Source organism: Streptomyces sp. SX-6 (assembly GCF_059089585.1).
This window is the reverse complement of record NZ_JBTHHU010000003.1, coordinates 84,245-107,485: the sequence shown is the minus strand read 5'-3', so window position 1 is coordinate 107,485 and position 23,241 is coordinate 84,245. Positions and strand designations below refer to the sequence as shown.

Annotated in this window: 29 protein-coding genes and 1 pseudogene; 22 read left to right on the top strand and 8 right to left on the bottom strand. The window is 68.3% G+C overall.

The window, feature by feature from the left end; translation table 11 throughout:
* Nucleotides 1–372 carry a 30S ribosomal protein S12 gene (gene rpsL / locus ACV530_RS04580; protein ID WP_003948652.1) on the bottom strand — a complete coding sequence of 124 codons (372 nt, stop codon included), beginning with the start codon at nucleotides 370–372 and terminating at the stop codon, nucleotides 1–3.
* A 396-nt stretch (nucleotides 373–768) separates the two neighbouring features.
* On the bottom strand, nucleotides 769–1,233 hold the full coding sequence (locus ACV530_RS04575; RefSeq protein WP_494330926.1) for a helix-turn-helix domain-containing protein: 465 nt from the start codon (nucleotides 1,231–1,233) through the stop codon (nucleotides 769–771).
* Between the two features lie 277 nt (nucleotides 1,234–1,510).
* On the opposite strand from ACV530_RS04575, the gene ACV530_RS04570 reads away from it, so the two are divergent.
* The 3 genes from ACV530_RS04570 to ACV530_RS04560 are packed head-to-tail and all read left to right on the top strand — an operon-like array spanning nucleotide 1,511 to nucleotide 2,606.
* Nucleotides 1,511–1,786 carry a WhiB family transcriptional regulator gene (locus ACV530_RS04570; protein ID WP_494330925.1) on the top strand — a complete coding sequence of 92 codons (276 nt, stop codon included), beginning with the start codon at nucleotides 1,511–1,513 and terminating at the stop codon, nucleotides 1,784–1,786.
* A complete protein-coding gene (locus ACV530_RS04565; RefSeq protein WP_494330924.1) occupies nucleotides 1,783–2,427 on the top strand; it encodes a hypothetical protein in 645 nt (214 codons plus the stop codon). The genes ACV530_RS04570 and ACV530_RS04565 overlap by 4 nt, the downstream gene beginning before the upstream one ends.
* Nucleotides 2,424–2,606, top strand: a complete 183-nt coding sequence (locus ACV530_RS04560; protein WP_494330923.1) for a hypothetical protein — start codon at nucleotides 2,424–2,426, stop codon at nucleotides 2,604–2,606. The genes ACV530_RS04565 and ACV530_RS04560 overlap by 4 nt, the downstream gene beginning before the upstream one ends.
* Before the next feature lie 49 nt (nucleotides 2,607–2,655).
* Here ACV530_RS04560 and ACV530_RS04555 read toward each other — a convergent pair whose 3' ends face one another.
* Nucleotides 2,656–2,949, bottom strand: a complete 294-nt coding sequence (locus tag ACV530_RS04555; protein WP_494330922.1) for a hypothetical protein — start codon at nucleotides 2,947–2,949, stop codon at nucleotides 2,656–2,658.
* A 557-nt stretch (nucleotides 2,950–3,506) separates the two neighbouring features.
* Between ACV530_RS04555 and ACV530_RS04550 the strand changes: the two genes are divergently transcribed.
* Both ACV530_RS04550 and ACV530_RS04545 read left to right on the top strand, forming a co-directional pair.
* Nucleotides 3,507–5,552 (top strand): ArnT family glycosyltransferase, encoded by a 2,046-nt coding sequence (locus ACV530_RS04550; RefSeq protein WP_494330921.1) that lies wholly within the window; start codon nucleotides 3,507–3,509, stop codon nucleotides 5,550–5,552.
* A 37-nt stretch (nucleotides 5,553–5,589) separates the two neighbouring features.
* The gene (locus tag ACV530_RS04545) at nucleotides 5,590–6,249 is read left to right on the top strand and encodes a hypothetical protein (protein ID WP_494330920.1); all 660 of its coding nucleotides are present in this window, start codon (nucleotides 5,590–5,592) and stop codon (nucleotides 6,247–6,249) included.
* Nucleotides 6,250–6,874: 625 nt separating this feature from the next.
* On the opposite strand, the gene ACV530_RS04540 is transcribed toward ACV530_RS04545, so the two are convergent.
* From ACV530_RS04540 to ACV530_RS04530, 3 genes are all read right to left on the bottom strand, one after another.
* Nucleotides 6,875–7,888: a hypothetical protein gene (locus ACV530_RS04540; protein ID WP_494330919.1), complete on the bottom strand. Its 1,014-nt coding sequence runs from the start codon at nucleotides 7,886–7,888 to the stop codon at nucleotides 6,875–6,877.
* 65 nt (nucleotides 7,889–7,953) lie between these two features.
* Complete coding sequence (locus ACV530_RS04535; RefSeq protein WP_494330918.1) at nucleotides 7,954–8,181, bottom strand: DUF397 domain-containing protein; 228 nt, start codon at nucleotides 8,179–8,181, stop codon at nucleotides 7,954–7,956.
* Nucleotides 8,165–9,013: a helix-turn-helix domain-containing protein gene (locus ACV530_RS04530; RefSeq protein ID WP_494330917.1), complete on the bottom strand. Its 849-nt coding sequence runs from the start codon at nucleotides 9,011–9,013 to the stop codon at nucleotides 8,165–8,167. The genes ACV530_RS04535 and ACV530_RS04530 overlap by 17 nt, the downstream gene beginning before the upstream one ends.
* 115 nt (nucleotides 9,014–9,128) lie before the next feature.
* On the opposite strand from ACV530_RS04530, the gene ACV530_RS04525 reads away from it, so the two are divergent.
* The 6 genes from ACV530_RS04525 (at nucleotide 9,129) to ACV530_RS04500 (ending at nucleotide 11,909) form a co-directional block, all read left to right on the top strand.
* Nucleotides 9,129–9,329: a hypothetical protein gene (locus tag ACV530_RS04525; protein WP_494330916.1), complete on the top strand. Its 201-nt coding sequence runs from the start codon at nucleotides 9,129–9,131 to the stop codon at nucleotides 9,327–9,329.
* Complete coding sequence (locus ACV530_RS04520) at nucleotides 9,326–9,871, top strand: hypothetical protein (protein WP_494330915.1); 546 nt, start codon at nucleotides 9,326–9,328, stop codon at nucleotides 9,869–9,871. The genes ACV530_RS04525 and ACV530_RS04520 overlap by 4 nt, the downstream gene beginning before the upstream one ends.
* A gap of 188 nt (nucleotides 9,872–10,059) precedes the next feature.
* The gene (locus ACV530_RS04515) at nucleotides 10,060–10,464 is read left to right on the top strand and encodes a hypothetical protein (RefSeq protein ID WP_494330914.1); all 405 of its coding nucleotides are present in this window, start codon (nucleotides 10,060–10,062) and stop codon (nucleotides 10,462–10,464) included.
* A gap of 78 nt (nucleotides 10,465–10,542) precedes the next feature.
* The gene (locus tag ACV530_RS04510) at nucleotides 10,543–11,127 is read left to right on the top strand and encodes a phage tail tube protein (RefSeq protein WP_494330913.1); all 585 of its coding nucleotides are present in this window, start codon (nucleotides 10,543–10,545) and stop codon (nucleotides 11,125–11,127) included.
* Between the two features lie 75 nt (nucleotides 11,128–11,202).
* Nucleotides 11,203–11,493: a hypothetical protein gene (locus ACV530_RS04505; protein ID WP_494330912.1), complete on the top strand. Its 291-nt coding sequence runs from the start codon at nucleotides 11,203–11,205 to the stop codon at nucleotides 11,491–11,493.
* 65 nt (nucleotides 11,494–11,558) lie between these two features.
* On the top strand, nucleotides 11,559–11,909 hold the full coding sequence (locus ACV530_RS04500; protein ID WP_494330911.1) for a hypothetical protein: 351 nt from the start codon (nucleotides 11,559–11,561) through the stop codon (nucleotides 11,907–11,909).
* Between the two features lie 9 nt (nucleotides 11,910–11,918).
* Here ACV530_RS04500 and ACV530_RS04495 read toward each other — a convergent pair whose 3' ends face one another.
* A complete protein-coding gene (locus tag ACV530_RS04495) occupies nucleotides 11,919–12,344 on the bottom strand; it encodes a hypothetical protein (protein WP_494330910.1) in 426 nt (141 codons plus the stop codon).
* Between the two features lie 93 nt (nucleotides 12,345–12,437).
* A complete protein-coding gene (locus ACV530_RS04490; RefSeq protein ID WP_494330909.1) occupies nucleotides 12,438–12,890 on the bottom strand; it encodes a hypothetical protein in 453 nt (150 codons plus the stop codon).
* Between the two features lie 67 nt (nucleotides 12,891–12,957).
* Between ACV530_RS04490 and ACV530_RS04485 the strand changes: the two genes are divergently transcribed.
* The 11 genes and pseudogenes from ACV530_RS04485 (at nucleotide 12,958) to ACV530_RS04435 (ending at nucleotide 23,203) form a co-directional block, all read left to right on the top strand.
* Nucleotides 12,958–13,599 carry a hypothetical protein gene (locus ACV530_RS04485; RefSeq protein WP_494330908.1) on the top strand — a complete coding sequence of 214 codons (642 nt, stop codon included), beginning with the start codon at nucleotides 12,958–12,960 and terminating at the stop codon, nucleotides 13,597–13,599.
* 3 nt (nucleotides 13,600–13,602) lie between these two features.
* Nucleotides 13,603–14,679, top strand: coding sequence for a phage tail protein (locus ACV530_RS04480; RefSeq protein ID WP_494330907.1), 1,077 nt, complete (start codon nucleotides 13,603–13,605; stop codon nucleotides 14,677–14,679).
* Between the two features lie 10 nt (nucleotides 14,680–14,689).
* On the top strand, nucleotides 14,690–15,892 hold the full coding sequence (locus ACV530_RS04475; RefSeq protein ID WP_494330906.1) for a hypothetical protein: 1,203 nt from the start codon (nucleotides 14,690–14,692) through the stop codon (nucleotides 15,890–15,892).
* A gap of 13 nt (nucleotides 15,893–15,905) precedes the next feature.
* Nucleotides 15,906–16,835 (top strand): phage distal tail protein, encoded by a 930-nt coding sequence (locus ACV530_RS04470; protein WP_494330905.1) that lies wholly within the window; start codon nucleotides 15,906–15,908, stop codon nucleotides 16,833–16,835.
* Between the two features lie 60 nt (nucleotides 16,836–16,895).
* The gene (locus ACV530_RS04465; RefSeq protein WP_494330904.1) at nucleotides 16,896–18,047 is read left to right on the top strand and encodes a hypothetical protein; all 1,152 of its coding nucleotides are present in this window, start codon (nucleotides 16,896–16,898) and stop codon (nucleotides 18,045–18,047) included.
* Nucleotides 18,048–18,070: 23 nt separating this feature from the next.
* Nucleotides 18,071–19,207 carry a hypothetical protein gene (locus ACV530_RS04460; protein WP_494331153.1) on the top strand — a complete coding sequence of 379 codons (1,137 nt, stop codon included), beginning with the start codon at nucleotides 18,071–18,073 and terminating at the stop codon, nucleotides 19,205–19,207.
* Nucleotides 19,208–19,933 (top strand): hypothetical protein, encoded by a 726-nt coding sequence (locus tag ACV530_RS04455; protein WP_494330903.1) that lies wholly within the window; start codon nucleotides 19,208–19,210, stop codon nucleotides 19,931–19,933.
* Between the two features lie 25 nt (nucleotides 19,934–19,958).
* Complete coding sequence (locus ACV530_RS04450; RefSeq protein ID WP_494330902.1) at nucleotides 19,959–21,446, top strand: phage tail protein; 1,488 nt, start codon at nucleotides 19,959–19,961, stop codon at nucleotides 21,444–21,446.
* A 60-nt stretch (nucleotides 21,447–21,506) separates the two neighbouring features.
* Entirely contained in the window at nucleotides 21,507–22,379 is an 873-nt protein-coding gene (locus tag ACV530_RS04445) for a peptidoglycan-binding protein (protein WP_494330901.1), read from the top strand.
* A pseudogene (locus tag ACV530_RS04440) lies at nucleotides 22,376–22,930 on the top strand (GH25 family lysozyme); the annotation flags it as partial. The gene ACV530_RS04445 and the pseudogene ACV530_RS04440, both read left to right, overlap by 4 nt.
* On the top strand, nucleotides 22,910–23,203 hold the full coding sequence (locus ACV530_RS04435; RefSeq protein WP_494331152.1) for a peptidoglycan-binding protein: 294 nt from the start codon (nucleotides 22,910–22,912) through the stop codon (nucleotides 23,201–23,203). The pseudogene ACV530_RS04440 and the gene ACV530_RS04435, both read left to right, overlap by 21 nt.
* Nucleotides 23,204–23,241 lie beyond the last annotated feature (38 nt).

The window sequence follows — 23,241 nt, the reverse complement described above, 5'->3', positions numbered from 1 at the left end:
TTACTTCTCCTTCTTGGCGCCGTAGCGGCTGCGAGCCTGCTTACGGTTCTTGACGCCCTGCGTGTCGAGGGAGCCGCGGATGATCTTGTAGCGAACACCCGGCAGGTCCTTCACACGGCCACCGCGCACGAGCACGATCGAGTGCTCCTGCAGGTTGTGGCCCTCACCCGGAATGTAAGCGGTGACCTCGATGCCGGAGGTCAGACGCACACGCGCGACCTTACGGAGCGCCGAGTTCGGCTTCTTCGGGGTGGTCGTGAAAACACGCGTGCAGACGCCACGACGCTGGGGCGAACCCTCGAGCGCGGGCGTCTTGTTCTTCTCGACCTTGTCCTGCCGGCCCTTCCGGACCAGCTGCTGGATCGTAGGCACCGTTTCTCCGGTTTCTGTGTGCCGATCACGATAAAACTAACCTGGGCCACTCCCCGACCCACGCGGTCGGGTGTGTCGAAAGCTGCAGACCTCCGCCGAGGGCGGATACGCGCAGATTTCGGTGTCTCCGAGTGGTTGCAGAACCCCTCGGTTCCGGGCCTCTCGCACGGTTTGAAGGCACGCACAAGAGCCCAGGGACACCCCAGGCACAAGGTCAGAGCGTACCTAGCGCATGGGCTGCGGTCAAAACAAATGCACACGCGGAGGACGCCCCGTTGTGTGGCATATGTCCCAGGTCAGGATCCCATAGCCGGGCCGCACCGGCACTCCGGCAGCACCACCGGCGGGACTGACGCGGTACCAGACGCAGGACTAGACGTGGGACTAGACGCGGGGCTAACGGTGCGCGGACGCACTCCACTGCGCACTGCGCGGGTCGTCGAGCCGTGCACCGCTGACCGTCAGGATCATCTCGGTCATCTCGACGAACTGCCGCCGGTGGCTCTCCGGGATGCCGAGCAACTCGGCCGCCCGCGCCGGGGTGACCCGCTCCCCCACACCTTCGCCCTGAGCACCCGCCGACTCCGGCAACGGCAGGTCCTCGGGCGTCACCCGCCCGGACTCGATCAGCATGTCCCGCAGCCCGACCCCGAGCACGCGGGCCAGCGCCCGCATCGTCTCCAGGTCCGGCAGGCTCTGCCGCTGCAGGAGCCGGGTCACCGCCGCCCGGTGCACCCCCGCGTCCTCCGCCAGCCGCGACCTGCCACCGCCGCGCGGGCTGTCGATGTCGTAACCCTTCTGCCGCATAAGAGTCTCGACCCAGCCCGCGAACCGCTCCATCTCCGAGCTCTTCTCGCCCATCCGTATGTCTCCCTCCGCAAAAGCCGACCCTATCGTCCGCTCGCGCACGCAATGACCAGGATGGTGCGCGGGGGCGCAACCCACCACCCCGTAGGGGTAAATTCGCGCCTTTTGAGTGTTGAAGAGCTGGTCAACTCGGCAGACCAACAATCCGAAGCAGCCAAACCCCACTCACTTTTGTTGCGCGCTCGCACGCAATGGGCGTAGGTTCCATTGCGAAGCCGCAACAAGCGGGCCGCCGCAGCCCGCCGATTGCCCGACCAGGGACCACCGCCCCATGCCCGCATTCGCACACCTCCCCTCCGACTGGCGCACCCTCGCCGCCTGCGCCGGCCTCCCCCAGCAGACCGTCTTCGCCCGCCGCCCCAAACCTGCCGTGCCCGCCCTGCGCGCCTGCGCCATCTGCCCCGTACGCCGCCCCTGCCTGGAGACCGTCGCCCCGCGCGAGAGCCTGTTCGACGGAGTCAGCGGTGGCCGCCTCTGGCGCAACGGCAGGGAAGTCCGCGTCCCGGAAGCCCTCCTCGCCCCCGCATCACCCTCGGAGCAGCCATGACCCGCGCCTTTCGCCCCGACCGCGCCGCCGTTTGGCTGGGAATCCTGCTGCGTCAGTTCCCCGAACTCGGCCGGGAACTGACGCCCAGCCGCACCGCCCGCCCCTCCCCCGCCGGACGCGGTACGCACCGCGGCGCCCCGTCCGCCCCCATCCGCCTGTTCGTCTCCGACACCATCCGCGACATCACCGACGGAGTGGTGGAACTGGAGGAAGCGGTCTGCGAGCGGCTGCGCCTGCCGAGACCCCGGCACGGCACCGTCGAGCAACGCCTGACCCGCCTGATCGGACTGCTGGACCACATCGCCGCACACCCCGACCCGGTCCTCGCCGGCCATGTGCGCTCCGAGGCCCGCCGTATGGCACGGCGCTGCTCGCTCGCCCTGGGCGACACGGAAGCGCCAGTGCGGGTACGCGGCCGCTGCCCGTACTGCGACTCCGTTTCCCTGCGGGTCTTCCCCCACCGCGAGACGGTGCTCTGCATCAACCCCGGCTGCCGCTGCACCGACGGCTCCTGCAACTGCCGTACGGACGGCCGTCACCGGCACTCCTGGGCCCGCGCGGACTGGCAGCAGCTCGCGGACGCGACGGAAGCCGACCTCACGGAGCTGACCGCGGCCCAGGACGGAGAGGACCCCCGATGACCACGCTGGTGACCGCCACCATGGCTGCCCAGGAGGTGGCCGTGGTCCCCGACACCATCCGCAAGTGGGTCCAGCTCGCGCACCTGGCCCCGGCGGGGCGCCGCGGCCGGGCACACCTCTTCCGCCTGGAGGACGTCTTCGCCGCGGAACGCGCCACGCGCCGGGCGCACGAACGCTGACTCCGACTCGCTCGGGGAACGTCAGCCCTTCGGCTGGGGCCAGGGAACGTCAGCCCTTCGGCTCGCCGCCGCCCGCACTCCCCCACGACGGCACCCGGTACACCTGCGCGCCGGTGGCGGAGCTCTCCTGCTGCTCCTCCACCGCCGCCACCGCTTCCTGCCAGCCGTTGACGAATCCGGTCAACTCGGCTGCTTCCACCGTCTTGTCGGCGACCTTGCCTATGACCGAGGCCAGCGCATGGGCAACGTCCTCGCTGAACCGCCCCGCGCGCCCCGACTCCCCCGCCACCTGCACCGTCGCGGACACAACCTCCGCCAGGCGCTCACTGTGCGCGCTGCTCACCGCAGGGTCCCCCCGGACATCACGATCTGCTCGCTCATGCCATCCCCCAGGTGCTCATCGCCGACTCTTTTGCCCGTCCGTACCACCTCCGGCGCATCTGTCTCGAGATACCCGGGAGTGTGTGAGATCGCCCATTAATCTAACGCGCCGGTCGGACACGGCCCTGACTGCCCATCACACGTAAGATCACCGCCGTGTGGGGACGAGGGGAGCGGGGGTGCGCCGTGGAGGCGGGCATCGCGCTGATGCGGGACGAGGTGCCGGGGCTGAGGAACTGACGCGAACAGCCCCTCATTCCCCAATTCCCCGGTCATGACTTCCACCCTTTTCCGCCAAGGCCGGTCCAGGTCCGTAAAAGGTTTCCCGGGGCCGCATGAGAATTTCCTTGAAAAAGCCGCCCGGGGCGTGAAAGCCCCTCGCCATGCCGAAAACTGCTGCGCATGGCTACAACTGTCCCCGCCCCGGCCGGATCGCCTCCCGCAGGCACGGCAACCCGCCGTGCCCCCTGGCGGTCACCCGAGGGCCAACCCGCGTACGCGCGGCCTGCGCTGCTGGTCATGACCGTGCTTGCCGCCGCGCTCTACGCGTGGGGGATCAACCACAGCCAGTACCACGCGTTCTACGCGGACGCCGTGCGCAGCATGACGGAGAGCTGGAAGGCGTTCTTCTACGGCTCCTTCGACCCGCGGAATTCCATCACCCTGGACAAATTGCCGGGGTTCCTGTGGCCACAGGCCATTTCGGCCCGGATCTTCGGTTTCCATCCCTGGGCATTGACACTCCCTCAGATACTGGAGGGAGTGGCGAGTCTCCTCGTCCTCCACCGTGTGGTGCGACGGTGGGCCGGGGTCAATGCGGCACTCATTGCGAGTGGCGTATTTCTTCTGACCCCTGTTGCCGTGGGGCTGTTCCGCACCGCCGTCGAGGACCCGCTGTTCACGCTCTGCGTCCTGCTCGCGGCGGAAGCGACCCAACGAGCGGCGCGTGACGGCCGCTTGAGGCCGCTGGTCATGGCCGGCGTCTGGGTCGGGATCGGCTTCCAGGCGAAGATGCTCGAGGCGTGGGCGGTCCTGCCCGCCCTGGGGCTGCTCTACCTCGTCTCCGCGCCCGTCGCGCTGCGCACGCGCTTGCTGCGGCTGGCGGTCGCGACGCTGGCCATGGTGGCCGTGTCCGCGTCGTGGGTGCTGGTCGCCACGATCGCGCCGGCCAAGGACCGGCCGTACGTCGACGGCACGACGAACAACTCCGCGGTCAGCATGGTCGTCGGCTACAACTTCCTCAACCGGTTCTCGGCGCTGGGGATCAGCGCCGCGTCGACGGGCAGCGTCAGCGCGACCCAGGGCGGCGGGGGCGGGGGCCACGGGCGCCAGTCCCCCAAGGCGGACGGCGCGGAGAACGCCAACGCCGAGGCCTCACGCATGGCCGAACTGGCCCGCGCGTACGGCGGCTTCGGCCGGGGCGGCGGCCAGGACGGCTGGGGCAAGATGTTCGGCTCGTCGCTCGCCTCGCAGACCGGCTGGCTCTACCCGCTCGCGGCGGTCGCGATCATCTGCGGCCTGCTGTGGCGGCGAGGGCGACCACGCACGGACCGGCTCCGGGCCGGGTTCCTCCTCTGGGGCACCTGGCTGACCACGTTCTTCCTGGTGTTCAGCGCGGGAAGCGTCGGCGGCCACACCTACTACATGGGCGTCATAGCGGTACCGATCGCCGCCCTGGCCGGCGGCGGCCTGGTCCTGTTGTGGCGCGCCTACCGGGAGGGCGGGCGACGAGCCTGGGTGCTGCCGAGCACGGTCGCCGCGACGGCGGCGTGGGGCGCTTACGTTGCGGACCTGTTCCCGTCGTTCCTGCCGTGGCTGGTGCCCGCGGTGATAGTGCTGGGCACGGTCGCGGTGGCGGCTCTCGTACTCGCCCGTCGCGGCGGGTCCCGTGGCCGACGGCTCGCGTTCGCGGGCCTCGCCGCCTCACTGGCCGCGATCCTGATCGCGCCGAGCGCGTGGGCGGTGCAGGTGTTCAAGCCGGGGTACCGGAGCTCCGGCATGGGCGCCATCGGCCCGTCAGGCGGCGGCCATGGCGGCGCGAAGCAGATGAAGCAGATGGCGGAACTACTGAAGGGCTTCGGCCACCACGGCGGAGGCGGCATGGGCGGCTTCGGCGGCGACGGCAGCGGCAAACTCACCACGGAGCAGCGCAGGTTGCTCGCCTACACGACCGCACACCGGGGATCGGCCGAGTACGTCTTCGCCACCACCGGCTGGAGCGGCGCCTCCCCGTACATCCTCGCCAAGGGCGCCGACGTGCTGCCACTGGGCGGCTTCAGCGGCCGGGTGCCGTTCCCGTCCGAGACGCAGTTCCAGCAGCTGGTGAACTCGGGCCGACTGCGGTACGTACTGGTGGGCGGCGCCGGCGACCGCGCCATGGGCGCCCTGTTCGGCGGCGGCGGAAGCTCCCCGGCGGCCACGACGCGCATAGAGAAGTGGGTCACCTCGTCCTGTACACGCGTCCCCGCCTCGGCCTACGGCGGCGCGGCTGACAGCAAGGGAGCCAAGGGGGCCAAGGAAGCCCAGACGCTCTACCGCTGCGGCGGCGCTGGCACACTGACCTGACGAACACTCAGACCTCGGGGGACGGTCAGGAGGAGCCATGCGCGAGGACGACCCGACACTGACGGAAGCCAGGGCGGTCCTGGCCCGCGTGCTGGATACGGCAGGCGACGCATACGGCCTGCTGAACGCAGCACGCGGCAGGCTGGAGGATCACCTGGCCCGGATCCAGGCCCTGCTCGGCCACACCGACGGCCTGCCGGTGACCACCGTACGGGCACAGCTGGACGCGGCCCGGGCAGGCCTGGCGACGTGCGACGCGCTGAGCACGAAGTACGATGCGGCGAAGGCAACTTGGCGCGTCCGCGCTGACACCGACTTGCCCTCGCTCCAGTCCGCGACGTTGCACTTCACAGTCCACAGCGACAGCTTCGTGCAGCTCGCCCACGACCTCGACGAGTCGGCCATCACCTTGCACGACCTCCACGAGAACCTGCTGGAGATCCGCGACAAGGTCGCCCCGCTCCGCGAGCGCGTCCATGCGGTGCTGGCCGCCGCACGGTACGAGCTCGCGCGTGCCGCGAACGTGCCGGACGCCTCCGCCCTGGAGGCACAACTCGACGCCGCCGATGCCCGCTTGCGCGACCTGGACGCGGGCCGCGTGGCAGTGGAACCGGACCGCAGGGTCACGGACTGGTACCGCGAGGTGGAGACACGAATCGCGGGGGTGCGGGAGGCGGTGCGGACCGGCGGGCGGTGAGGCGCTCGGACCAGTGCGGGTCTCGTCTCGCGCCTCCGGCGCACAGCGGCGGGCTACGGACAGGGCGGGAGCCCGGCCGATGCTCGTTGCTGGGTGCGGGATGCCAGCAGCGACAGCGCGCCGTTGCCCGCTCCCGGGTCCGCTCCGCTGCGCGGGGCGGAGCAGGCGGGCAGGCCCGGAGCCTCACGGATCCCATACGCCACAGCCCAGCTACTGAACGGCGAACCGGGTACCGGTTTCCGCACGTCTGGGGTCGGTTTTCGGGGGGAAACCGGTACCCGATTCGCCAGTCACCCATCGCGGCGGGAACGGGAGCGAAACCTGGGGCTGTTGATGCGTGGCAAGTGGTCCACTTTTCAATAGCGGTGAGTTCTACGCGACAAACAAGGAGTATTCGATTCTGGGAACGTAACTTCCCCACCGCTGAAGGGTTACAGCCCGGCAAGCCGCCCGTATCGCCGCCAGCACCCCCCACCGCCGCGCCTCTTCGCGTGCGCGCAACGGCGAAACGGGGGTGGACGGCCGAGCACCCGTCACGTAAACCGCCCACAGCTGCCGCATGAGCCGCGCAGCGGCGAAGTGCCCGCCGCACCCCACCAACCCGCACCCGACAACTCCAGGTTGCTCAGGACTGGTTCTCCTTCACTAGCCGGTAGATGGGGGAGAAGATCATGCCGCATAGGAAGAGCCAGCCGAGGGCCTGACAGCACGCCTGCAGACCATGGGCAGCATGCCCTGTGAGAGCTGGCGTGTAGCCGTACGCAGCGCCCAGAATGATGACGGCATGAACGGTCTGCGCTCCCGGCGACCAGGCAACATCGCACAGTGTGTCCTCCTCCAGCCCCAAGGCGAACAGAAAGACCCAGGGGAGCATGACCAGTCCGAAGACCCCCGCGATGACCACCGTGACGCTACTGCCGCGTGTCAGATTCGCCTTCCAATTCCCGTCTGCCAATCGGCGCAGCTCGGAGGCAGCGTCGGTATAGCCGCCCAGGGACGGATTGTTCGGCGACCACAGCACTGGCATGTGCTGGCCCGGACGCGGCAGTTTGCTGGTACTTACCGGGGAAAGAGCAAGTCGTGCGGGGCCGCCGGGGATCGACACCAGCGGTTTGGTCACATACCCCACGACCATATCGGGGTTGTCGTCGTCGTATTCCTTCTTGATGATGCGCGGCTGCCCCACGACAGTCGCATCTGCAACATGGGCGCCAGCACGCTGTATGGCGGCCTGCAGGCTGTCGTGCTGTGGCAGAGACAGCAGAGTGACGGCGGTCAAGGATGCCGTGAGGGTCAGGACGTTCACGGCCAACTGTCGGCCCTTGGCCCACCCCCACGAGCCATCCGGCACCGCATAGACCTCGTCCCACTCCCGACGAGGATCCGCGCTCGGCCCCTTGTCCAGGCTTACCCTGACGGCCGCGCGCCGGGCGGCACGACGCCTGCCGCGTGCACGCCGCACCCACAGCAGCACCGCCCGTGCAACCGCGGCACAGGCCGCCACCCAGATGCAGACGAGCACACCGGTGTGCGGCGCCGGCTGGTAGTCGATTCCCAGAGCCCAAACGCATGCCACCACGGTGGCGACGAACGTCAGCCCAGCACTTACGCGCACGGCCACAGCCAGCACGTCCCGCACGGACTCCCCCTTATGGCATCAAGTGCGCCCACATCGGGCGCAACGTGACGCCAGTGGATCATGAATTAGGGAGGCCGGGAAGAGTCGACTACACAGTGGCGACGAAGACGGCCCAGGCGCGAGGGGGGGAAGGCCAGGGCCGGGCCGTGCGGGGCCTTGGAGTCACGGACGGGGACTATGCCGGGTATGTTGTCGGCGACTTCGAGGCAGTCGTTCCCGCCACCTCCGGCCCCTGACCCGCTGTAGCTGCTCCTGCGCCATGCTGTCGCATTCAGTTCATGCACCGTGTTCATGCGCGTACTCATCTGCCGTTGACTCGATCAAGGACAAGGACGCTTCTGGTGGCAACGCAGCAGCCCGCACGAGGTCATAGAGCAGCTCGCACCGCCCCACGGAGGCCGGATCGCCTAGCAAGTGACCACTGAGAACCCCCTCGGTGTAAGCCGCTGGAGGAGCATCCTCAAAGGTCATCAAGCTGACCGCGCCACCCACTGCCGACGTGCCCGCGCCGAACGGCAGCACCTGCACACCGATCCGGCGCTTGCGCACCAGGGAAGCCATGTACAACAGCTGCGCACGCATCACAGCAGCGCCACCGACTTTGCGCCGGATGACAGCCTCATCGAGAACAGCCCACAACAACGGCGCTGTTGGATGTTCAAGGATGCGCGCCCGCGCCAGTCGCGCAGCCACCCAGAATTGGATCTTTTCTTCGGGTGCAAACGGAAACCCGCCCAGGAAGACGGCCCGAGCGTAAGCCGCCGTCTGCAGCACGCCCGGCACAAATGTCGGCGCATACTCGCGGATGGTGACGGCTAGCCCTTCGAGGCGCGCCGCGTCGGCGAAGTAGTGCGTATACAGCGTCCCCTTGATCAGCTCCTCGCACATCCGCTTGAAGAACCCGTCCGTCCCCAGGGCCGCATCAATCAGCTCCGCAAGCTCCGGTCGCGGCCTACGCGTACCCGCCTCGAACTGCCCGATGTACGAACCGGTGCAGAACACCTGCTTGCCCAGTTCCTGCTGCGTGAGCCCTGCCGCTTCGCGGCGGCGCCTCAACTCCTCCCCGAAGAACCCCCACCCGATACGGGGCTGCCCGGGCCCACCCGTCTTGCCAGCGTTGGCCATGACCTAACTCCCCTGTGCAACAGGCCTGTTGTTGCCCTCTACCCCCTTCCGAGCGTAGCGCCGACCCAGAACCCTGAGAGCGCCACCAGCACGCACAACCCGAAGGGAATCTTCCGTGACGTACCGCGAAGGCACCTATGTCGTGGACACGCGGACCGCAGCGCTCGCGCAAGTGATGGGCACCGAGGGCCCTCACGTACAGGTGCGCCCACCGAAGGGCGGCCGGGAGTGGGACGCACCGCCCGAGGCCCTCCGCCTCGCCACCCGCGAAGAGCTCGCCGCAGCGGGCGTACGCAACCCCGGAGCGCACCCTTGATCACCACCTGGACAACCCCGCACAGCCGCCAGCAGCTCACAGCCCTGCTGCACGCATCCCCCGACGGCGCCCACGCAGAAGGCAGCTTCATCAACGCGACCGCATCACCCCCAGCCGCCATCACCGCCCACCACGGCAACCTCGCCCACGCCGACCTCACCGCCACCGACCTCACCGCAGCGGACTTCTGCCAGGCCGCCGACGACGACACCTTCAATCCCGTGGAGTTCGCCCTCGCCCTCCGCCTGCCCGACTGCCGCCAGACACTCACCCGCAAGCGCTATGGCGCCCGCCCGCTCTGGCTGCACAGCGTCACGGACGACGCGTGGGCCTGCACGCTCTTCCGCGACGACAGCGACATGACCACGCTCGTCTGGCAGGCCGGGCCGCGCCGACTCTGGGGCGAAGCCGAAGCCGCCTACCACTGGTGGCTCGACCAAGGCCAGCCGTCGTACGACCGCTTCGGCCTGACCGTCACCGACGTCAGCCGCCACATCTGGCTCGACAGCCCGGACAACCCCATCACCAGCACCACCCCCTAACGCGCGCCCTCACAACTTCTAGTTGCGCGCCCGCACGTTCTCGATCACAATGGATGCAGCGGCGGAGCTGTGCCCCCAACCGGGCCATGGCATCCGCCGCTTCGCGTTGCGCGGGCCGTGCGAACCCCTCCCTCCGCACGCCGCGCGGCCCGCGCTCGCGAGTGCCCATGGAAAGGAGCACGCAAGCAATGGAAGCCCCGATCACGTTCCCGGATGTGGAACAGCTCATCATCGACGGGCTCAAGTACCGGTCGGAGCTGGCCGGGGTGGTCATCGACAACCGGCCTCCCGCCAGCTTCGACGGTACGCAGAAGGCGGTGCTGGTCTCCCGGACCGGCGGGGCCTGGATGGATGACCTTCATCTCGACCAGCCGCTGGTGGAGTTGGAGGTCTACGGACCGGACAAGCGCACGGCACACGCCGTCTCCCTCCTCGTCCGCACCGCGCTCCTCCAGCTGCGCGGCACGGCCTACGGGGCGGCGGTGGTCACCGACGTCGTCGAGACCGAGGCCGTGCGGTGGTTCCCGGACTACAACCGGCCCGCCGCGAACCGCTACCGCACGACGGTGTCGCTGTCGCTCCGTCCGTCCTGATCCGCACCGCCTCCCCTCCCTACGGACCTCACCAACTCCGGTGAGGTCCTTTCTTTTTCACCTCTCAAGGAGAACCCCATGCAGAACCCGAGCGAGATCCGCGTCGCCGGTACCGGCCGCGTCCTGATCGCCCCGGCCGGCACCGCCGCCCCGACCAGCATCGACGCCCCGGAATGGGGCGCCGGCTGGATGGACCTGGGCTACACCAGCACCGACGGCGTGAAGTTCAGCCGCAAGGGCAAGACCGCCAACGTCGACACCTGGCAGTCGCTGACCCCGGTTCGGACCTTCTACACCGACCGTGAGCTGACCGTGAAGTTCGGCATGCTCCAGCTGAACGAAGACACCATGCCGTTCTTCTTCGGCGGCGGCACCGTCGGCGAGGTCGACCCGAACACGGGTGTCTACAAGTACGACATCAAGAACAACCAGGGCGAGGACGAGCGCGCGCTGGGCCTCGAGTTCAACGACGGTGCGGGCATCCGCTACCGCCTCGTCATTCCGCGCGGTCTGGTGACCGTCAACGACGACGTGGACCTCAACCGCAAGGGCGCGATCAAGCTGGGCGTCACCTTCACGGCCGTGGCCGGCACGGGCGATTCGCTGGCGACCTGGCTGATGAAGGACAAGGCCTTCGCGACCACCGCCCCGGCCAAGCAGTAATCCCCTCGGGGCGCCGTACGACAGTGCGGCGCCCCGCTTTCCCTTCCTCCCTCCCACCCACAAAGGAGCAATTCCATGCCCGCTTTCGACGTCAACGCAGCCCGCGCCCAGCGCCTGGAGGCCAGTGGTCGTACGTGGTCCTTCCAGCTCGACGACGACACGTTCGAACTCCCCACCGAGATCGGCCGCCGCACCGCCCGTGCGCTGCGCGAGCTCGACGACAACGACGTCGACGGCCTGCTGGAACTCCTGCTGGGCGAGAAGCAGTTCGAGCGCTTCGCCAAGCACGACGTGACGATGCCGGACATCGCCGCGATCCTGGAGGCGTACGGCAAGGAGACCGGGCTCGGCCTGGGGGAAGCCTGAGCCTCGACGCGTTCGTCGAAGAACACGCCGAGGCTCTAGAAGCGGATCTGCTGCGGCATTACGGCGTGGATTTGCTGGACTGGCACCGTGAGCGGCTCTCCTCGCGCCGCCTCATGGTGCTGGTCAAGCATCTGCCACGCGACAGTGCGGTCAACCGTGAACTGCACGGTGAGGTTGTGGAGTGGGATGCGTCAACGCATCTGCTGGCAGCAACGGTTGACCACTTGGCGGTTGCCAACTGGATGACAGGAACGCTGAACAGCGATGAGGAAGCAGAGCCACTGGACTATCCGGAGCCAGTGCCCAGGCCCGGGCTCGCGGAGCCGGATTCGCCGGATTCCGCACCCTACGAGAAAGAAGACCGCGAGACAGAGCGTCTGCCAACGGCGGATCAACTCGCCAGGTTCTTCTCGTAGCAACACAGCTCAAGGATGGACAATCCCACTGACGAGTACGTAGACCCAGCAGATCTGGGGCACCAGGAAAATTGCTTCTATCACGAGCATCCCCACCGTAAAGAACCGCTGCTTCGGCGCCCCGTCGAGCCAATCGGCAACGTCAGCTCGCTGCGGTTTTCTGGGGTCATAGACGATGGCAACCGAATCCCCCTTGTCGATCTGCGCCAGATGAATGGGGTCTGTCCGGTGGGTCAACCCACGCCCGTCGCGCGTCTCGTACTCAATGGCGAGCGTTGCCGAATTCGCATCCCAGGCAACCCCGATACAGACCCCGTCCACTCTGATGCCGCGCTTTTTCAGCATCCTTTTCCGCAGCCGGGGGAAAACGTCCAGCGTAGCTATGAAGAACAGAGGCAAAAATAGAGCCACTGTGACGATCGCGAGGATATACATCCCCTCCACAACCTTCCCCAAAACCCCTCTGACTCAAGGCCGAACAGAACGGCAAACGACGCGCCCGCGTTGAACAGAGCCCAACCAGGCGCGTCAAGAGAAACAAGCGCGCAACAGCAAGTAGGACCAGTAGAGCTGCGGGATGAGGAACAGCGCCTCAAGAACAATCAGCCCTCGCGCGTTGAAGCGGTGGCCTGGCTCTTCGTCCAGCCATGCAGCCACACGAGCCTTCCATGGCTTTGCGGGGTCATAGACGATGTCCACCTGCTCGCCCTGCTCAAGGGGCGTCGAATAGTTCGGCCTCGTCCGGTGAGTCAACTCGAAACCGTCACGAGTGACGTAACTGATTCTTGCAACGGATGCCCCCTCATCCCACGAAACCCATGTGCACACGCCGGGAACCCGAACCCCTACCCGCTTGAGCCGACGGCCACGCCACCAGGGCGCAACCACGAGCACGAGCAGGACAGGGATTGGGAAAAACACCATCAGCGATATCAACAGAGCAGCGAACACGACATCCCCACATAAATCCGAGAACACCATAACTGGGGCAGTGTATACCATTCGCACGCAAGCACCCCAGCCCTGAACAATCAAGGGAGGCGGAAAATTGGCGAACTCCGGCGACGGTGACACCTCCATAAAACTTCCAAAGATCCTCACCCCCGACGAGACTGTTCGCGAATTCGGGCGCCTTTTCTTCACCAACAAAGAAGCCGACCTGGTGAAGAACAAGATCAATGGCCTGAGCACAAGCGTCGACTATCTAAAAGCCGGCCTCGTGGCGGCACAGATGGGCTTCACTGTGTTCAAAGTCGACGGAACCATGTTCAAGGTCGACGAGAAGGGCGTCGTCTTTCTTGGACGCCAACTTCGGACCTTCCCGCACGCCGGATCCGAAGAGAGCAGAATACAGAGAAGTGCGGAACGGCAATCAAAAAAGCTCACCAAGCTGCACGACACAGCCAATACACAGCTACTCAATGCCGCATATCCCTCATCCTTCACCAACCCCGCATCCGAACTGAAGAAAGCAGGCAAAACCCTAAAGAAGATCGAGAACGTAGAGAAGGAAGCCCAGAAAAAATACACGAGAATTGAGTCGCTCAAGACAAAGGCAGAGAAGGCCGATGAAGTTGCAAAAAAGGAACACGACCGGCTCAAAGCGAACGTCGACTCCATGAGTAGCAAGCTCGATGGCCTGAAGAACCGCATGAACAGCGTCAGCCAGACACTTGCTGGGGGAGCATAAGCCATGTCGTCCCTAACACAGGCATTCCGAATCGCCTCCGGCGGAGCCCGCACGTTCAAGACCGCCCAAGACGCCGCCGGCAAGTCCGCCGGCGCATTCGGCAAGCAACTCGGCATCGCCAACACCCACACAGGCAAGGCCAAGACCTCCACCCAGCAGTTCGGCCGCGAGGTCAAGAACATCAAGAGCTCCTCCGACCTCGCCGCCAAGTCCGTCGGCAAGTTCGGCAAGGAAGCCGCCAACAACGGCAAGCACATGGGCACGATGCACGGCGGGCTCAAGAAGGCCGACGGCGGCATGAAGGGGCTCAACAAGTCCATGAAGGGCAACGTCATCGGGATGCTGCTCGGGCTCTTCGCACCGCTCATCGAAAAGGTCGTCGAGATGGCGTCCAAGTCGAAGACGATGCAGAAGATCATGAAGACGGCCTTCTCCGTCATCGGCAAGGTCGTCGACAGCGTCATGAGGGTCGTCGGGCCGATCATGCAGGACACCGGCAAGCTCTTCGGCATGGTCTGGAAGGGCATCAAGCTCGCGATCGCCCCGGTGCTCCTCTGGATCAGCGGTGACATCCCCGGCGCGTTCATGGCCGTGGACAAGGCGATACGGGCGGCCTGGAACGGGCTGCCGGAGTTCGCCGGCACGATCTTCAAGGGCATCGTGAACTTCATGACCCTGCCCATGAGGTCGGTCTTCGAGCTCATCAACATGGCGATCAGGGCCGTCAACGGCATCCACGTCACCGTCCCAAGTTGGGTGCCGTTCATCGGTGGCAAGGGCTTCACCATCAACATCCCCACCATCCCGGACCTCGCACTCGCCCAGGGCGGCATCGTGCCGCCGCGCAGCGGCGGCGTGCCCGCGATCGTGGCGGAGGCGGGCGAGTCGGAGGCGGTCATGCCGCTGTCGAAGCTCGACCGGCTGCTGACCCGTACGGCGGTGGATGCGCGGCTGGCGGCAGCAGGAGTACCGGGGGCGGGCGGCAGCGGGTTCCACATCGAGAACTACTACGCCGCCCATGGCAGCGACCCGAAGGAGACCGCGTTGTCTCTGATGTTCCTCGCCAAGGCCCGCGGGTGAGGAGGACCGCATGGCGGCAGCAGCAGTTCTCCCCAACCCTCTAGCCGGTACGGCGAGCGGCTTCGCCGGACTGGGGACGGCAGTTCAGGGGCTCGCGCAGTCCATGCGCGGCAGCCTCACCGGCATCAAGGGCGCGGCCCTGGCCCTCGACCGCCTCGGCCGCGCCAACTCCCCGGCCGGCAAGGCGGTCAAGCAGGCAGCGGCCCAGATGGGCGGCGCGACCGGACCCGTACAGAAGCTCGGCCGTGAGTCCGCCACCGTCCACACGAACGCGATCAAGGCCAAGGCCGGTGTCCAGAAGTCCAACCTCCTGGTCAAGAACCTGCACCGTCAGGCGGGCGGCAGCGCCAAGGGGCTCCTCTCCAAGCTCGGCAAGAGCGCCGGCAAGGGCGGTCGCCTCGCCGGCAGGCTCGGCGGCCTGCTCGGGATCGCGGGCGGAGTCATGGAGGTCATCAACCTGGTGATGAAGGGGAATCCCCTCGTCGCTGTCGCCACCCTGCTCGCCCCGTTCGCCGAGCAACTCATCGAGTTCGCCATGGAGTCGGACGCCGGGAAGAAGATCATGGAGGTGCTGTTCGCCTCCGCCGAGAAGATGATCTCGATCGCCATGCAGGGGATCACGCCGTACATCGAGTTCGTCCTCTTCCTCGCCACGAGCGTGTTCAAGGGCATCAAGCTCTTCGCCGAGCCCATCGGCAAATTCCTCAAGGGAGACATCTCCGGTGGCTTCCGGTCCCTGGGCACGGCTCTCAAGCGGCTCTTTGGCGGGCTGGGCGGTTTCCTCAAGACCGCCGCCACGATGGCCGTCGGCGTGCTGAAGGCGCCCGTCAACGCGATCATCAGCTTCGCCAACATGGTGATCGACGCGCTCAACACGATCAAAGTCAGCATCCTCGGCAAGAAGTTCGGCTTCGACATCCCCCGCATCCCGATGCTCGCCCAGGGCGGCATCGTCTCTCCCCGCGACGGCGGCGTCCGCGTGATCCTCGCCGAGGCCGGCGAGGCGGAGGCCGTGCTCCCGATGTCCAAGCTCGAGCGCCTGCTGGAGAGAACGGCCGAAGCGGCCCGTGCCACGGGCGGCGGGCGGCAGACGGGCGGGCCGCGGATCAGCAACTACCACGAGCCGGAGGGCCGCGGCTCCCACGGCATCGCCGAGGACCTGCTCTTCCTCGCGCAGACAAGCGCACCGGCAAGCGCACAGACAAGAAGGTGAGGGCCAACTCCCCATGCCAACCGCACAAATGAACACCGCGGAGCATCCCCCCGGCTCACTGATCACCCAAGACGGGCAGATCCAGTGGGCCGGTCTCCTTTTGGGCCCCGGCACCGACTACGAGATCGACAGCAGCGGGCTGACCGGCTGGGCGGACCTGCCCGCCCTGGACAGCGGTGACGTGCTGCGCCCCGACCAGCACGGCGCCTGGCCCGGTGCGCTGTGGGCGCAGGCACGTACCGTCACGGCGCCGGTCTGGCTGCTGCCCGACCAGCTGTCCCAGGCCGGTTTCGTGGCACGGGAGTTCCGCGCCGCGACGGCCGTGCACGCGCGGGAGCAGTGGCTGGCCGTGCGTCTGCACGGTGAGACGCTCGCCGTCCGGGCACGGGTGAACCAGCGGACGATCCCGCACGACCGGATGTTCGTCACGCACGGTGCGGCCAAGGCGACCGTGCAGTGGATCTGCGCCGACCCGCGCCGCTTCTCGATCAAGGAGGAGAGCGTACGGACCGGGCTGCCCATCCCCGAGCGGGGACTGGACTGGAGCAAGTCGAAGGGCCTGTCCTGGCCGCTCGCCTGGGGCGAGCCCGGCAGCACCGGCATTGTCACCGCGCTCAACAGCGGTGACGCGCCGACGAGTCCGGTCATCGAGTTCCGCGGTCCGGTCACGCGTCCGTCACTGACCCGGCTGGGCGGCGAGGACCTGTGCCTGGAGTACGACATCACGCTCGCGCCCGCCGACGTCCTGACGGTCGACACCGGCGACGGCACGGTCCTGCTCAACGGCAGCTCGTCACGCATCAATACGGCCACGCTCTCGTCGGACCCGGAGCAGCTCTTCCAACTCCCCCCCGGTGAGACGTCGTTCGCGTTCCGCGCCGACACCAGCGAGGCGCACCAAGACGCTTCCGCCACCATCACCTGGCGCAACGCCCACTGGTAACAGCCCCGCCCAGCCCCGTCCAAGCACACCCCGGCACCCCGACACCTTTTGGAGTACGACATGAACATCGGCAGCGCGTGGCTGCTCAACTCGGCCGACGGCGAAGGCCAGTCCCGCCTCGACACCCGGCTCGCCCCGGTCGGGACCATGGTCCCGACCGGCACCCTGACCTCCCGCGACGGCGTCATTCCCGGCTCCCGGTCGGGGCAGTACCGGACGGACGGCCTGTGGGTCGACGTCAACGGCACGGGCATGAGCACCCGGGTCCAGCCGGGCCGCGCCATCATCCAGGGCAGCGCCACTTCCGGCGCCTACCCGGTCTATATCTCCGAGTACACCAGCATCACCTTCGCCGACGGCGACCCGTCCTTCGACCGCATCGACCTCGTCGTGGTGCGCGTCTACGACAACCAGCAGGACGCCTCCGGCAAGACGGGCGCCGCCGTCGAGGTCGTGCAGGGCGTCCCGGCGGCCACCCCGGCCGCACCGCCCGCGCCCGGCGTCTCCCTCACACTGGCCGAGGTCCGGGTCCGGGCCGGAGCGTCGGCCGGAACCGGCGGCATCGACTGGGCGAAGGGCGCGGTGACGGACAAGCGCCAGGTGACGGTCGCGGTCGGCGGCATCCTCCCGTCCGACGGAGGCGACCCCGGCCCCGGCGCCTACCCGGGTCAGTACCGTGACACTGCCGCCGGGCTGCAGCGCTGGGACGGCAAGAAGTGGCAGGCGTACCCGGCGGATCGCCCCAAGTGGACGCCGTACACGCCCAAGTGGGGTGCCGAGGACGGCAACTTCCAGCCCAGGATCGGCAACGGCAAGGTGACCGGTCGGTACATCAAGGACGGCCCGCAGGTTCAGTTCTACGCGTCGCTCACCATCGGCACCACCACCAACTGGGGCGGCCCCGACCGCAACGGCAACTGGTACCTCTCCCTGCCGATCCCGCCGAAGCTGGCCATGCCCGGCATGTTCCGGTCCCGTACCGGACCGGGCAACGGGGCGTATTACTTCGGCGGTTGCTACGTCTACCAGGTCACCGGACAGGAGAAGGAAGACTTCCGGGCTGTGGACGTGGGTACCGGTGTGGCCCGCGGCTGGTCCACCACCGCCCCGGACGGCAAGGCGTCCGGCACCTGGGTGGACGCCGACTTCCCGGCCACTCCGTCCTCCGGCTCGTGGTACGAGGTCTGGGGCTCGTACGAGGTCGACGCGTGATACGGACGACGCACCGGGCGGACATGACGTACCGCGCCCTGTTCTGCGACCTGCTCACCGACCGGGTCGTCGACGCACTGCCGCTCACCGACGTGGAGTTCGACGACTTCATCGGCAAGCCGGGCCAGCTGCGGGCCACCATTCCGCTGCCCGACGAGGCGCTCGCCCAGCGGGCCCGTGCCGCGCTCCTGCCCGGCCGCACCGCGGTCTGGCTGGAGCGCGGCTCCGAGATCTGGTGGGGCGGCATCCTGTGGACCAGCACCCCGGGCGGTGACGAGCGGGGGCGGCTGAGCGTACAGATCCAGGCCGGCACGTTCGACTCGTACCTCGACCACCGGATCCTGGCGGACGACAAGTCGTTCACGAACAAGGACCAGTTCGCGATCGTCCAGGCCCTCATCGGGTACGCCCAGGACACCAAGCCGGACGACGAGGGCAACCCGAAGAAGCCCGGCGGCAACATCGGCATCGCCTACGGGACGGATTCCTCGGGCGCGAAGCGGCCCTGGTCCCGCTCCTACCTCGGCACCGACCTGGCCCGGATCCGGGAGCTCATCGACGCCCTGGCGGCCTCGGAGGACGGCTTCGAGTGGCGCATCCATTGTCACCGCGATCCCTCAACGGGCAGGCGGGTCAAGCGCCTCCAGCTCGGCCACCCGACGATCACGACCGGCGCCTCGGACATCGTGCTGGACCGCCCCGGGCAAGTGATCTCGTACAGCCTGCCCACCGACGCGACCGTGCAGGCCAACGTCTGGTTCGCCCGGGGCGAGTCGGACAACCAGGACCAGGCGAGCCACTCCCGGCCGCAGGTGTCCAAGGCGCAGGAAGCGGTCGAGGACCTCAAGGCCGGCTGGCCGCGCCTCGAGGGTTCCTCCGACCACAGCGGCGTGTCGGACGTGAACGCCCTCGACGCACTGGCCCGGGCCGAACGCGACCGCTCCGTAAGGCCGCAGGTCATCCCCGAGGTCACCATCCGCATGGACGGCCGCATCAACCCGGCCCTCATCGGCGCCTCGGTCCGGCTGCGCATCCGCGACAGCTGGCACGTGGACGACAAGGACCTCCGCTACCGCGTCGTCGGTCTGACCGTCACGCCGCCCGCCCGTGGCAGGGGCGAGACCGCGAAGCTCTATCTGGAACCACTGAAGGGGTCATAGATGGCCGCCATCCCCACCGACCTCCTGGACCGCATCCGTTCCTTGGAACGACAGGTGCGCGCCCTGATGGGCAGTGCCAACACCCGCCCCGCGATGGACCGGGTCAAGGGCGGCAACGTCGTCATCAGCGACGGCGGCCAGCTGGCCGTGCGCAGCAGCGAGAGCGAGAAGGGTGCCGAGCTGCTGTTCATCGGCCAGAGCCCCGCGGTCTTCCCCGACCGGCCGGACGGCAGCGGCCAGAGCGGCTTCATGCTGCGCCGCGAGGACGGCTCGGTCGCGATGGCGGTACGGGCCGAGGCACCCGACATCTCACCGCGGCAGTCGGTCAAGGTGTTCGACGGCAACAGCAACGCCATCATCGCGGACGACCCGTCGGGAGAGGGGCTCGCCCGGCCCTACATCCCCTATCCGCTGCCCGCGCCCGAGAACACCGCCCGCTGGGAATCCACCACCGCCACCGAGTGGACGACGCTGTACCGCGGCGTGGCCATCGTCCAGCACCCGCACCTCTACTGCCTGATCGCCGTCACCGGCGGCGGTGAGGTGCAGCTGCTGGTCGACGACATGCCCGTGGGTCCCGTATCGGCCGCGGACCAGTTGGAGTTCACCGCCCCCGTCGGCGCCCCCTTCGACTCCCGCGTCACCTTCAAGGTGCAGGCGCGCGTCACCGCGCCCGGCGGCACCGTCGCGTGCGCGCCACGGGCGCTCTACGGCGTCAAGTCCTGACCACCAACTCCCTGGAGACACTCCCGTGTTGCCCAACAACATCCCCACGGTGACGGTCACCGGCCGCTACCTCACCCCGGACGGCCTGGCGCTGAGCGGCGTCGTCACCTTCCGTCCCCCGAGTCTGCTGACGCACAGCGGCAGCGACGTCATCCTCGGCGGCCCCATCGTCGCCCCGCTGGATGCGGACGGCCGCATCAAGGCGGTGCTGCCCGCCACGGACACCCCGGGCATGAACCCGGCGACGTGGTCGTACACCGTCACCGAGCAGCTGGCCGGCATACCGGTCAACCGCGCGTACGACATCGTCCTCCCGGCCGCGCAGAAGACCGTCGACCTCGCCGACATCGCCCCCGTCGACCCCGAGGCCCCGCACTACGTCGCCGTGCCCGGTCCGGCCGGGCCGGCCGGTGCGCCGGGTCCCGCGGGTCCGGCGGGCGCGCCGGGCGTGGTGCGGTCCGTCAACGGCCAGAGCGTGGCGGACGTCAAGCTGACCGCTGCCGACGTCCAGGCCGTGCCGGTGGCGAACGTCGGCGCGGCGGGCGGCGTCGCCGCCCTCGACGCGACCGGCAAGGTGCCCGCGGCCCAGTTGCCGCCGGGCGCGGTCGCCCCGGTGTCGTCGGTCAACGACAAGAAGGGCGCCGTCAAGCTCGTCGCCGCGGACGTGGGCGCGCTCGACCAGGCCGCGGCGGACCTGCGGTACGTACAGCAGTCGACGGCCGTGGTCTCCGTCAACGGCAAGACGGGGCCGGTCCTGCTGGATGCGGCCGCCCTGGGCGCCGCGGCGGCCGACTCCGTCGTCTCGCTCACGGGCGACCAGACCGTCACGGGAACGAAGACCTTCGCCGGCGCGCCCCTCACGCTCGCCGATCCGACCTCGGACAACCATCTGGTGCGCAAGGCCTATGTCGACTCCCTCCGGGCGCCCGGCACCTGGGGACCGACCGATCTCGGCTTCAAGGCCTGGACGTTCGACCCGGCCACGGCCTCGATGTCGACGACGCCCGGCACCAAGGACAACCCGGCCACGCCGCAGTACTGCCCCAACGGGCAGGTCTACCTGATGGGCATCGTGCTCCGCACACCCGCCCAGATCAGCCAGTTGGCCTTCTACATCCACGGCTACGCGGGCAACACCCTCGGCGCGGCCTCGTTCGCGGGCCTCTACGACGCGGGCGGCAAGCGGGTGGCGGTGACGCCGTCGCTCAAGGACATCTTCAAGCCGGTGCTCGAGGGCACCACCGTCACGCTGCCGCTCACCACGACGTACCAGGCCCAACCCGGCTGCTACTGGGTCGCGTTCGTCATCAACGGACCCGACGTCCGGCAGAACGGCCCCGGCTTCGCCGCCGGCGCGAACTTCGGCCTCCGTCCGGCGTCCGGCGCCCGGATGCCCGGCGCCTTCGTGCGCCACGGGCGGCTCCCGGTCACCGGCCAGACCTCGCTGCCGGCCTCGTTCAACCCGTCCACCGTGATCGACGACTCCAACGCCATCTGGGCCGCAGTCGCCTGACCCCCTCCCGGCCCCGCACCGCATGCCGGTGCGGGGCCCCTCTGTCTGGAGCACCTCCTCATGGCAACTCCCCTCACCGCAGACCAGTTCGTCGACGCCCTCCGCGCCGAGGGCGTCGACGTCGTCGAGACCGACGGCTGGCGCGAGCACAACCGCAACCACAAGGGCGCCTGGGGCCCCGTCAACGGCGTGGTCGTCCACCACACCGCGAGCGACGGCACCGCCGACTCCGTCCAGCTCTGCTACGACGGCTACGACGAACTCCCCGGCCCGCTCTGCCACGGCGTGATCGACAAGGCGGGCACCGTCCACCTCGTCGGCAACGGCCGTACCAACCACGCCGGAGGCGGCGACGGCAACGTCCTGGACGCCGTCATCCGCGAGACCGCCCTGCCGCGCCCGCGGATCAACGACACCGACGGCAACGTCCGCTTCTACGGCTTCGAGTGCATCAACCTCGGCGACGGCGACGACCCGTGGCCCGAGGCCCAGCTCGACGCCATCGAGCGCGTGTCGGCCGCCATGTGCCGCGCCCACGGCTGGGGTTCCGGTTCCGTGATCGGCCACAAGGAGTGGACGCACGAGAAGATCGACCCCATCGGCTTCACCATGGACGGCATGCGCGACCGGATCGCGCGCCGCCTCGCCACCGCACCGGCAGCTCGCACCGAGCCCTTCCCCGGCACCGCCTTCTTCCGCCAGGCCCCCGACTCCCCGGTCGTCGCCGCCATGGGCCGCCGCCTGGTGACCGAGGGCTGCTCCGCGTACGACCGGGGCCCCGGCGCACAGTGGACGGACGCCGACCAGCGTTCCTACCAGCGCTGGCAGCGCAAGCTCGGCTACACCGGCGCCGACGCCGACGGCTGGCCCGGGCGCGCATCCTGGGACGCCCTCCAGGTCCCGGCTGTGAAGGAAGTGAAGGAGTGGGCATGAGCAGCATCAAGGGCATAGACATCTCCTCGTACCAGTCGTCCTCCTACTCCACCGACGGCCTCGACTTCGTCTTCATCAAGGCCACCGAGGGCCGCTCGTACGTCAATCCGTCGATGAAGGCCCAGGCCGCCCGCGCCCGTGAGGCCGGACTCGTCGTTGGCTTCTACCACTTCCTGCGCCCCGGCAACATCGACGCCCAGACCCAGTACTTCGTCGACCGCTGCGACTCCCGCGAAGGCGACATCCTCGCCATCGACTGGGAGACCACCGACGGCGGCATCGCCACCTGCGCGGAGAAGGACGCCATGCTCCGCAAGGTCAAGGCTCTGCGCCCCGGCCACCGCGTGATCCTCTACTGCAACCGCGACTTCTGGCGAAACCGCGACACCACCAGCTACGCCGCCGATGGCCTGTGGATAGCCGACTACGTCGACGAGGGCGAGCCCAAGATCCAAGCGGACTGGCTCATCCACCAGTTCACCGACGACCCGGTGGACACGAACGTGGCGCGGTTCAACTCCCGCGCGCAGATGCGCAGCTGGGCACGCAACGGCATTGCGCCAACACCAGCACTGTCGTATCAGCCATTCCCTGGCAGTGACTTCTTCCGCAGCAACCCCAACTCCCCCATCATCACCGCCATGGGCCGCCGCCTCGTCGCCGAAGGCTGCTCCGCCTACGCTCAGGGCCCCGGCCCCCGATGGACAGACGCGGACCGGCGCTCCTACCGGCGGTGGCAGCAGAAACTCGGCTTCAACGGATTCGACGCAGACGGCATCCCTGGCAGGATTACCTGGGACGCGCTCAAGGTACCTCGTAGCTGATTTTCAATTCTCCTGCCAGCCACGGACGTTGCCTCTTA

Bases quoted from the DNA above. Each gene is read 5' to 3' on its own strand.
- ACV530_RS04575 (WP_494330926.1), bottom strand. From the start codon at position 1,233: ATGGGCGAGAAGAGCTCGGAGATGGAGCGGTTCGCGGGCTGGGTCGAG.
- ACV530_RS04570 (WP_494330925.1), top strand. From the start codon at position 1,511: ATGCCCGCATTCGCACACCTCCCCTCCGACTGGCGCACCCTCGCCGCC.
- ACV530_RS04565 (WP_494330924.1), top strand. From the start codon at position 1,783: ATGACCCGCGCCTTTCGCCCCGACCGCGCCGCCGTTTGGCTGGGAATC.
- ACV530_RS04560 (WP_494330923.1), top strand. From the start codon at position 2,424: ATGACCACGCTGGTGACCGCCACCATGGCTGCCCAGGAGGTGGCCGTG.
- ACV530_RS04550 (WP_494330921.1), top strand. From the start codon at position 3,507: ATGACCGTGCTTGCCGCCGCGCTCTACGCGTGGGGGATCAACCACAGC.
- ACV530_RS04545 (WP_494330920.1), top strand. From the start codon at position 5,590: ATGCGCGAGGACGACCCGACACTGACGGAAGCCAGGGCGGTCCTGGCC.
- ACV530_RS04535 (WP_494330918.1), bottom strand. From the start codon at position 8,181: ATGAACACGGTGCATGAACTGAATGCGACAGCATGGCGCAGGAGCAGC.
- ACV530_RS04530 (WP_494330917.1), bottom strand. From the start codon at position 9,013: ATGGCCAACGCTGGCAAGACGGGTGGGCCCGGGCAGCCCCGTATCGGG.
- ACV530_RS04515 (WP_494330914.1), top strand. From the start codon at position 10,060: ATGGAAGCCCCGATCACGTTCCCGGATGTGGAACAGCTCATCATCGAC.
- ACV530_RS04510 (WP_494330913.1), top strand. From the start codon at position 10,543: ATGCAGAACCCGAGCGAGATCCGCGTCGCCGGTACCGGCCGCGTCCTG.
- ACV530_RS04505 (WP_494330912.1), top strand. From the start codon at position 11,203: ATGCCCGCTTTCGACGTCAACGCAGCCCGCGCCCAGCGCCTGGAGGCC.
- ACV530_RS04495 (WP_494330910.1), bottom strand. From the start codon at position 12,344: ATGTATATCCTCGCGATCGTCACAGTGGCTCTATTTTTGCCTCTGTTC.
- ACV530_RS04490 (WP_494330909.1), bottom strand. From the start codon at position 12,890: ATGGTGTTCTCGGATTTATGTGGGGATGTCGTGTTCGCTGCTCTGTTG.
- ACV530_RS04480 (WP_494330907.1), top strand. From the start codon at position 13,603: ATGTCGTCCCTAACACAGGCATTCCGAATCGCCTCCGGCGGAGCCCGC.
- ACV530_RS04475 (WP_494330906.1), top strand. From the start codon at position 14,690: ATGGCGGCAGCAGCAGTTCTCCCCAACCCTCTAGCCGGTACGGCGAGC.
- ACV530_RS04470 (WP_494330905.1), top strand. From the start codon at position 15,906: ATGCCAACCGCACAAATGAACACCGCGGAGCATCCCCCCGGCTCACTG.
- ACV530_RS04465 (WP_494330904.1), top strand. From the start codon at position 16,896: ATGAACATCGGCAGCGCGTGGCTGCTCAACTCGGCCGACGGCGAAGGC.
- ACV530_RS04460 (WP_494331153.1), top strand. From the start codon at position 18,071: ATGACGTACCGCGCCCTGTTCTGCGACCTGCTCACCGACCGGGTCGTC.
- ACV530_RS04455 (WP_494330903.1), top strand. From the start codon at position 19,208: ATGGCCGCCATCCCCACCGACCTCCTGGACCGCATCCGTTCCTTGGAA.
- ACV530_RS04445 (WP_494330901.1), top strand. From the start codon at position 21,507: ATGGCAACTCCCCTCACCGCAGACCAGTTCGTCGACGCCCTCCGCGCC.
- ACV530_RS04435 (WP_494331152.1), top strand. From the start codon at position 22,910: ATGCGCAGCTGGGCACGCAACGGCATTGCGCCAACACCAGCACTGTCG.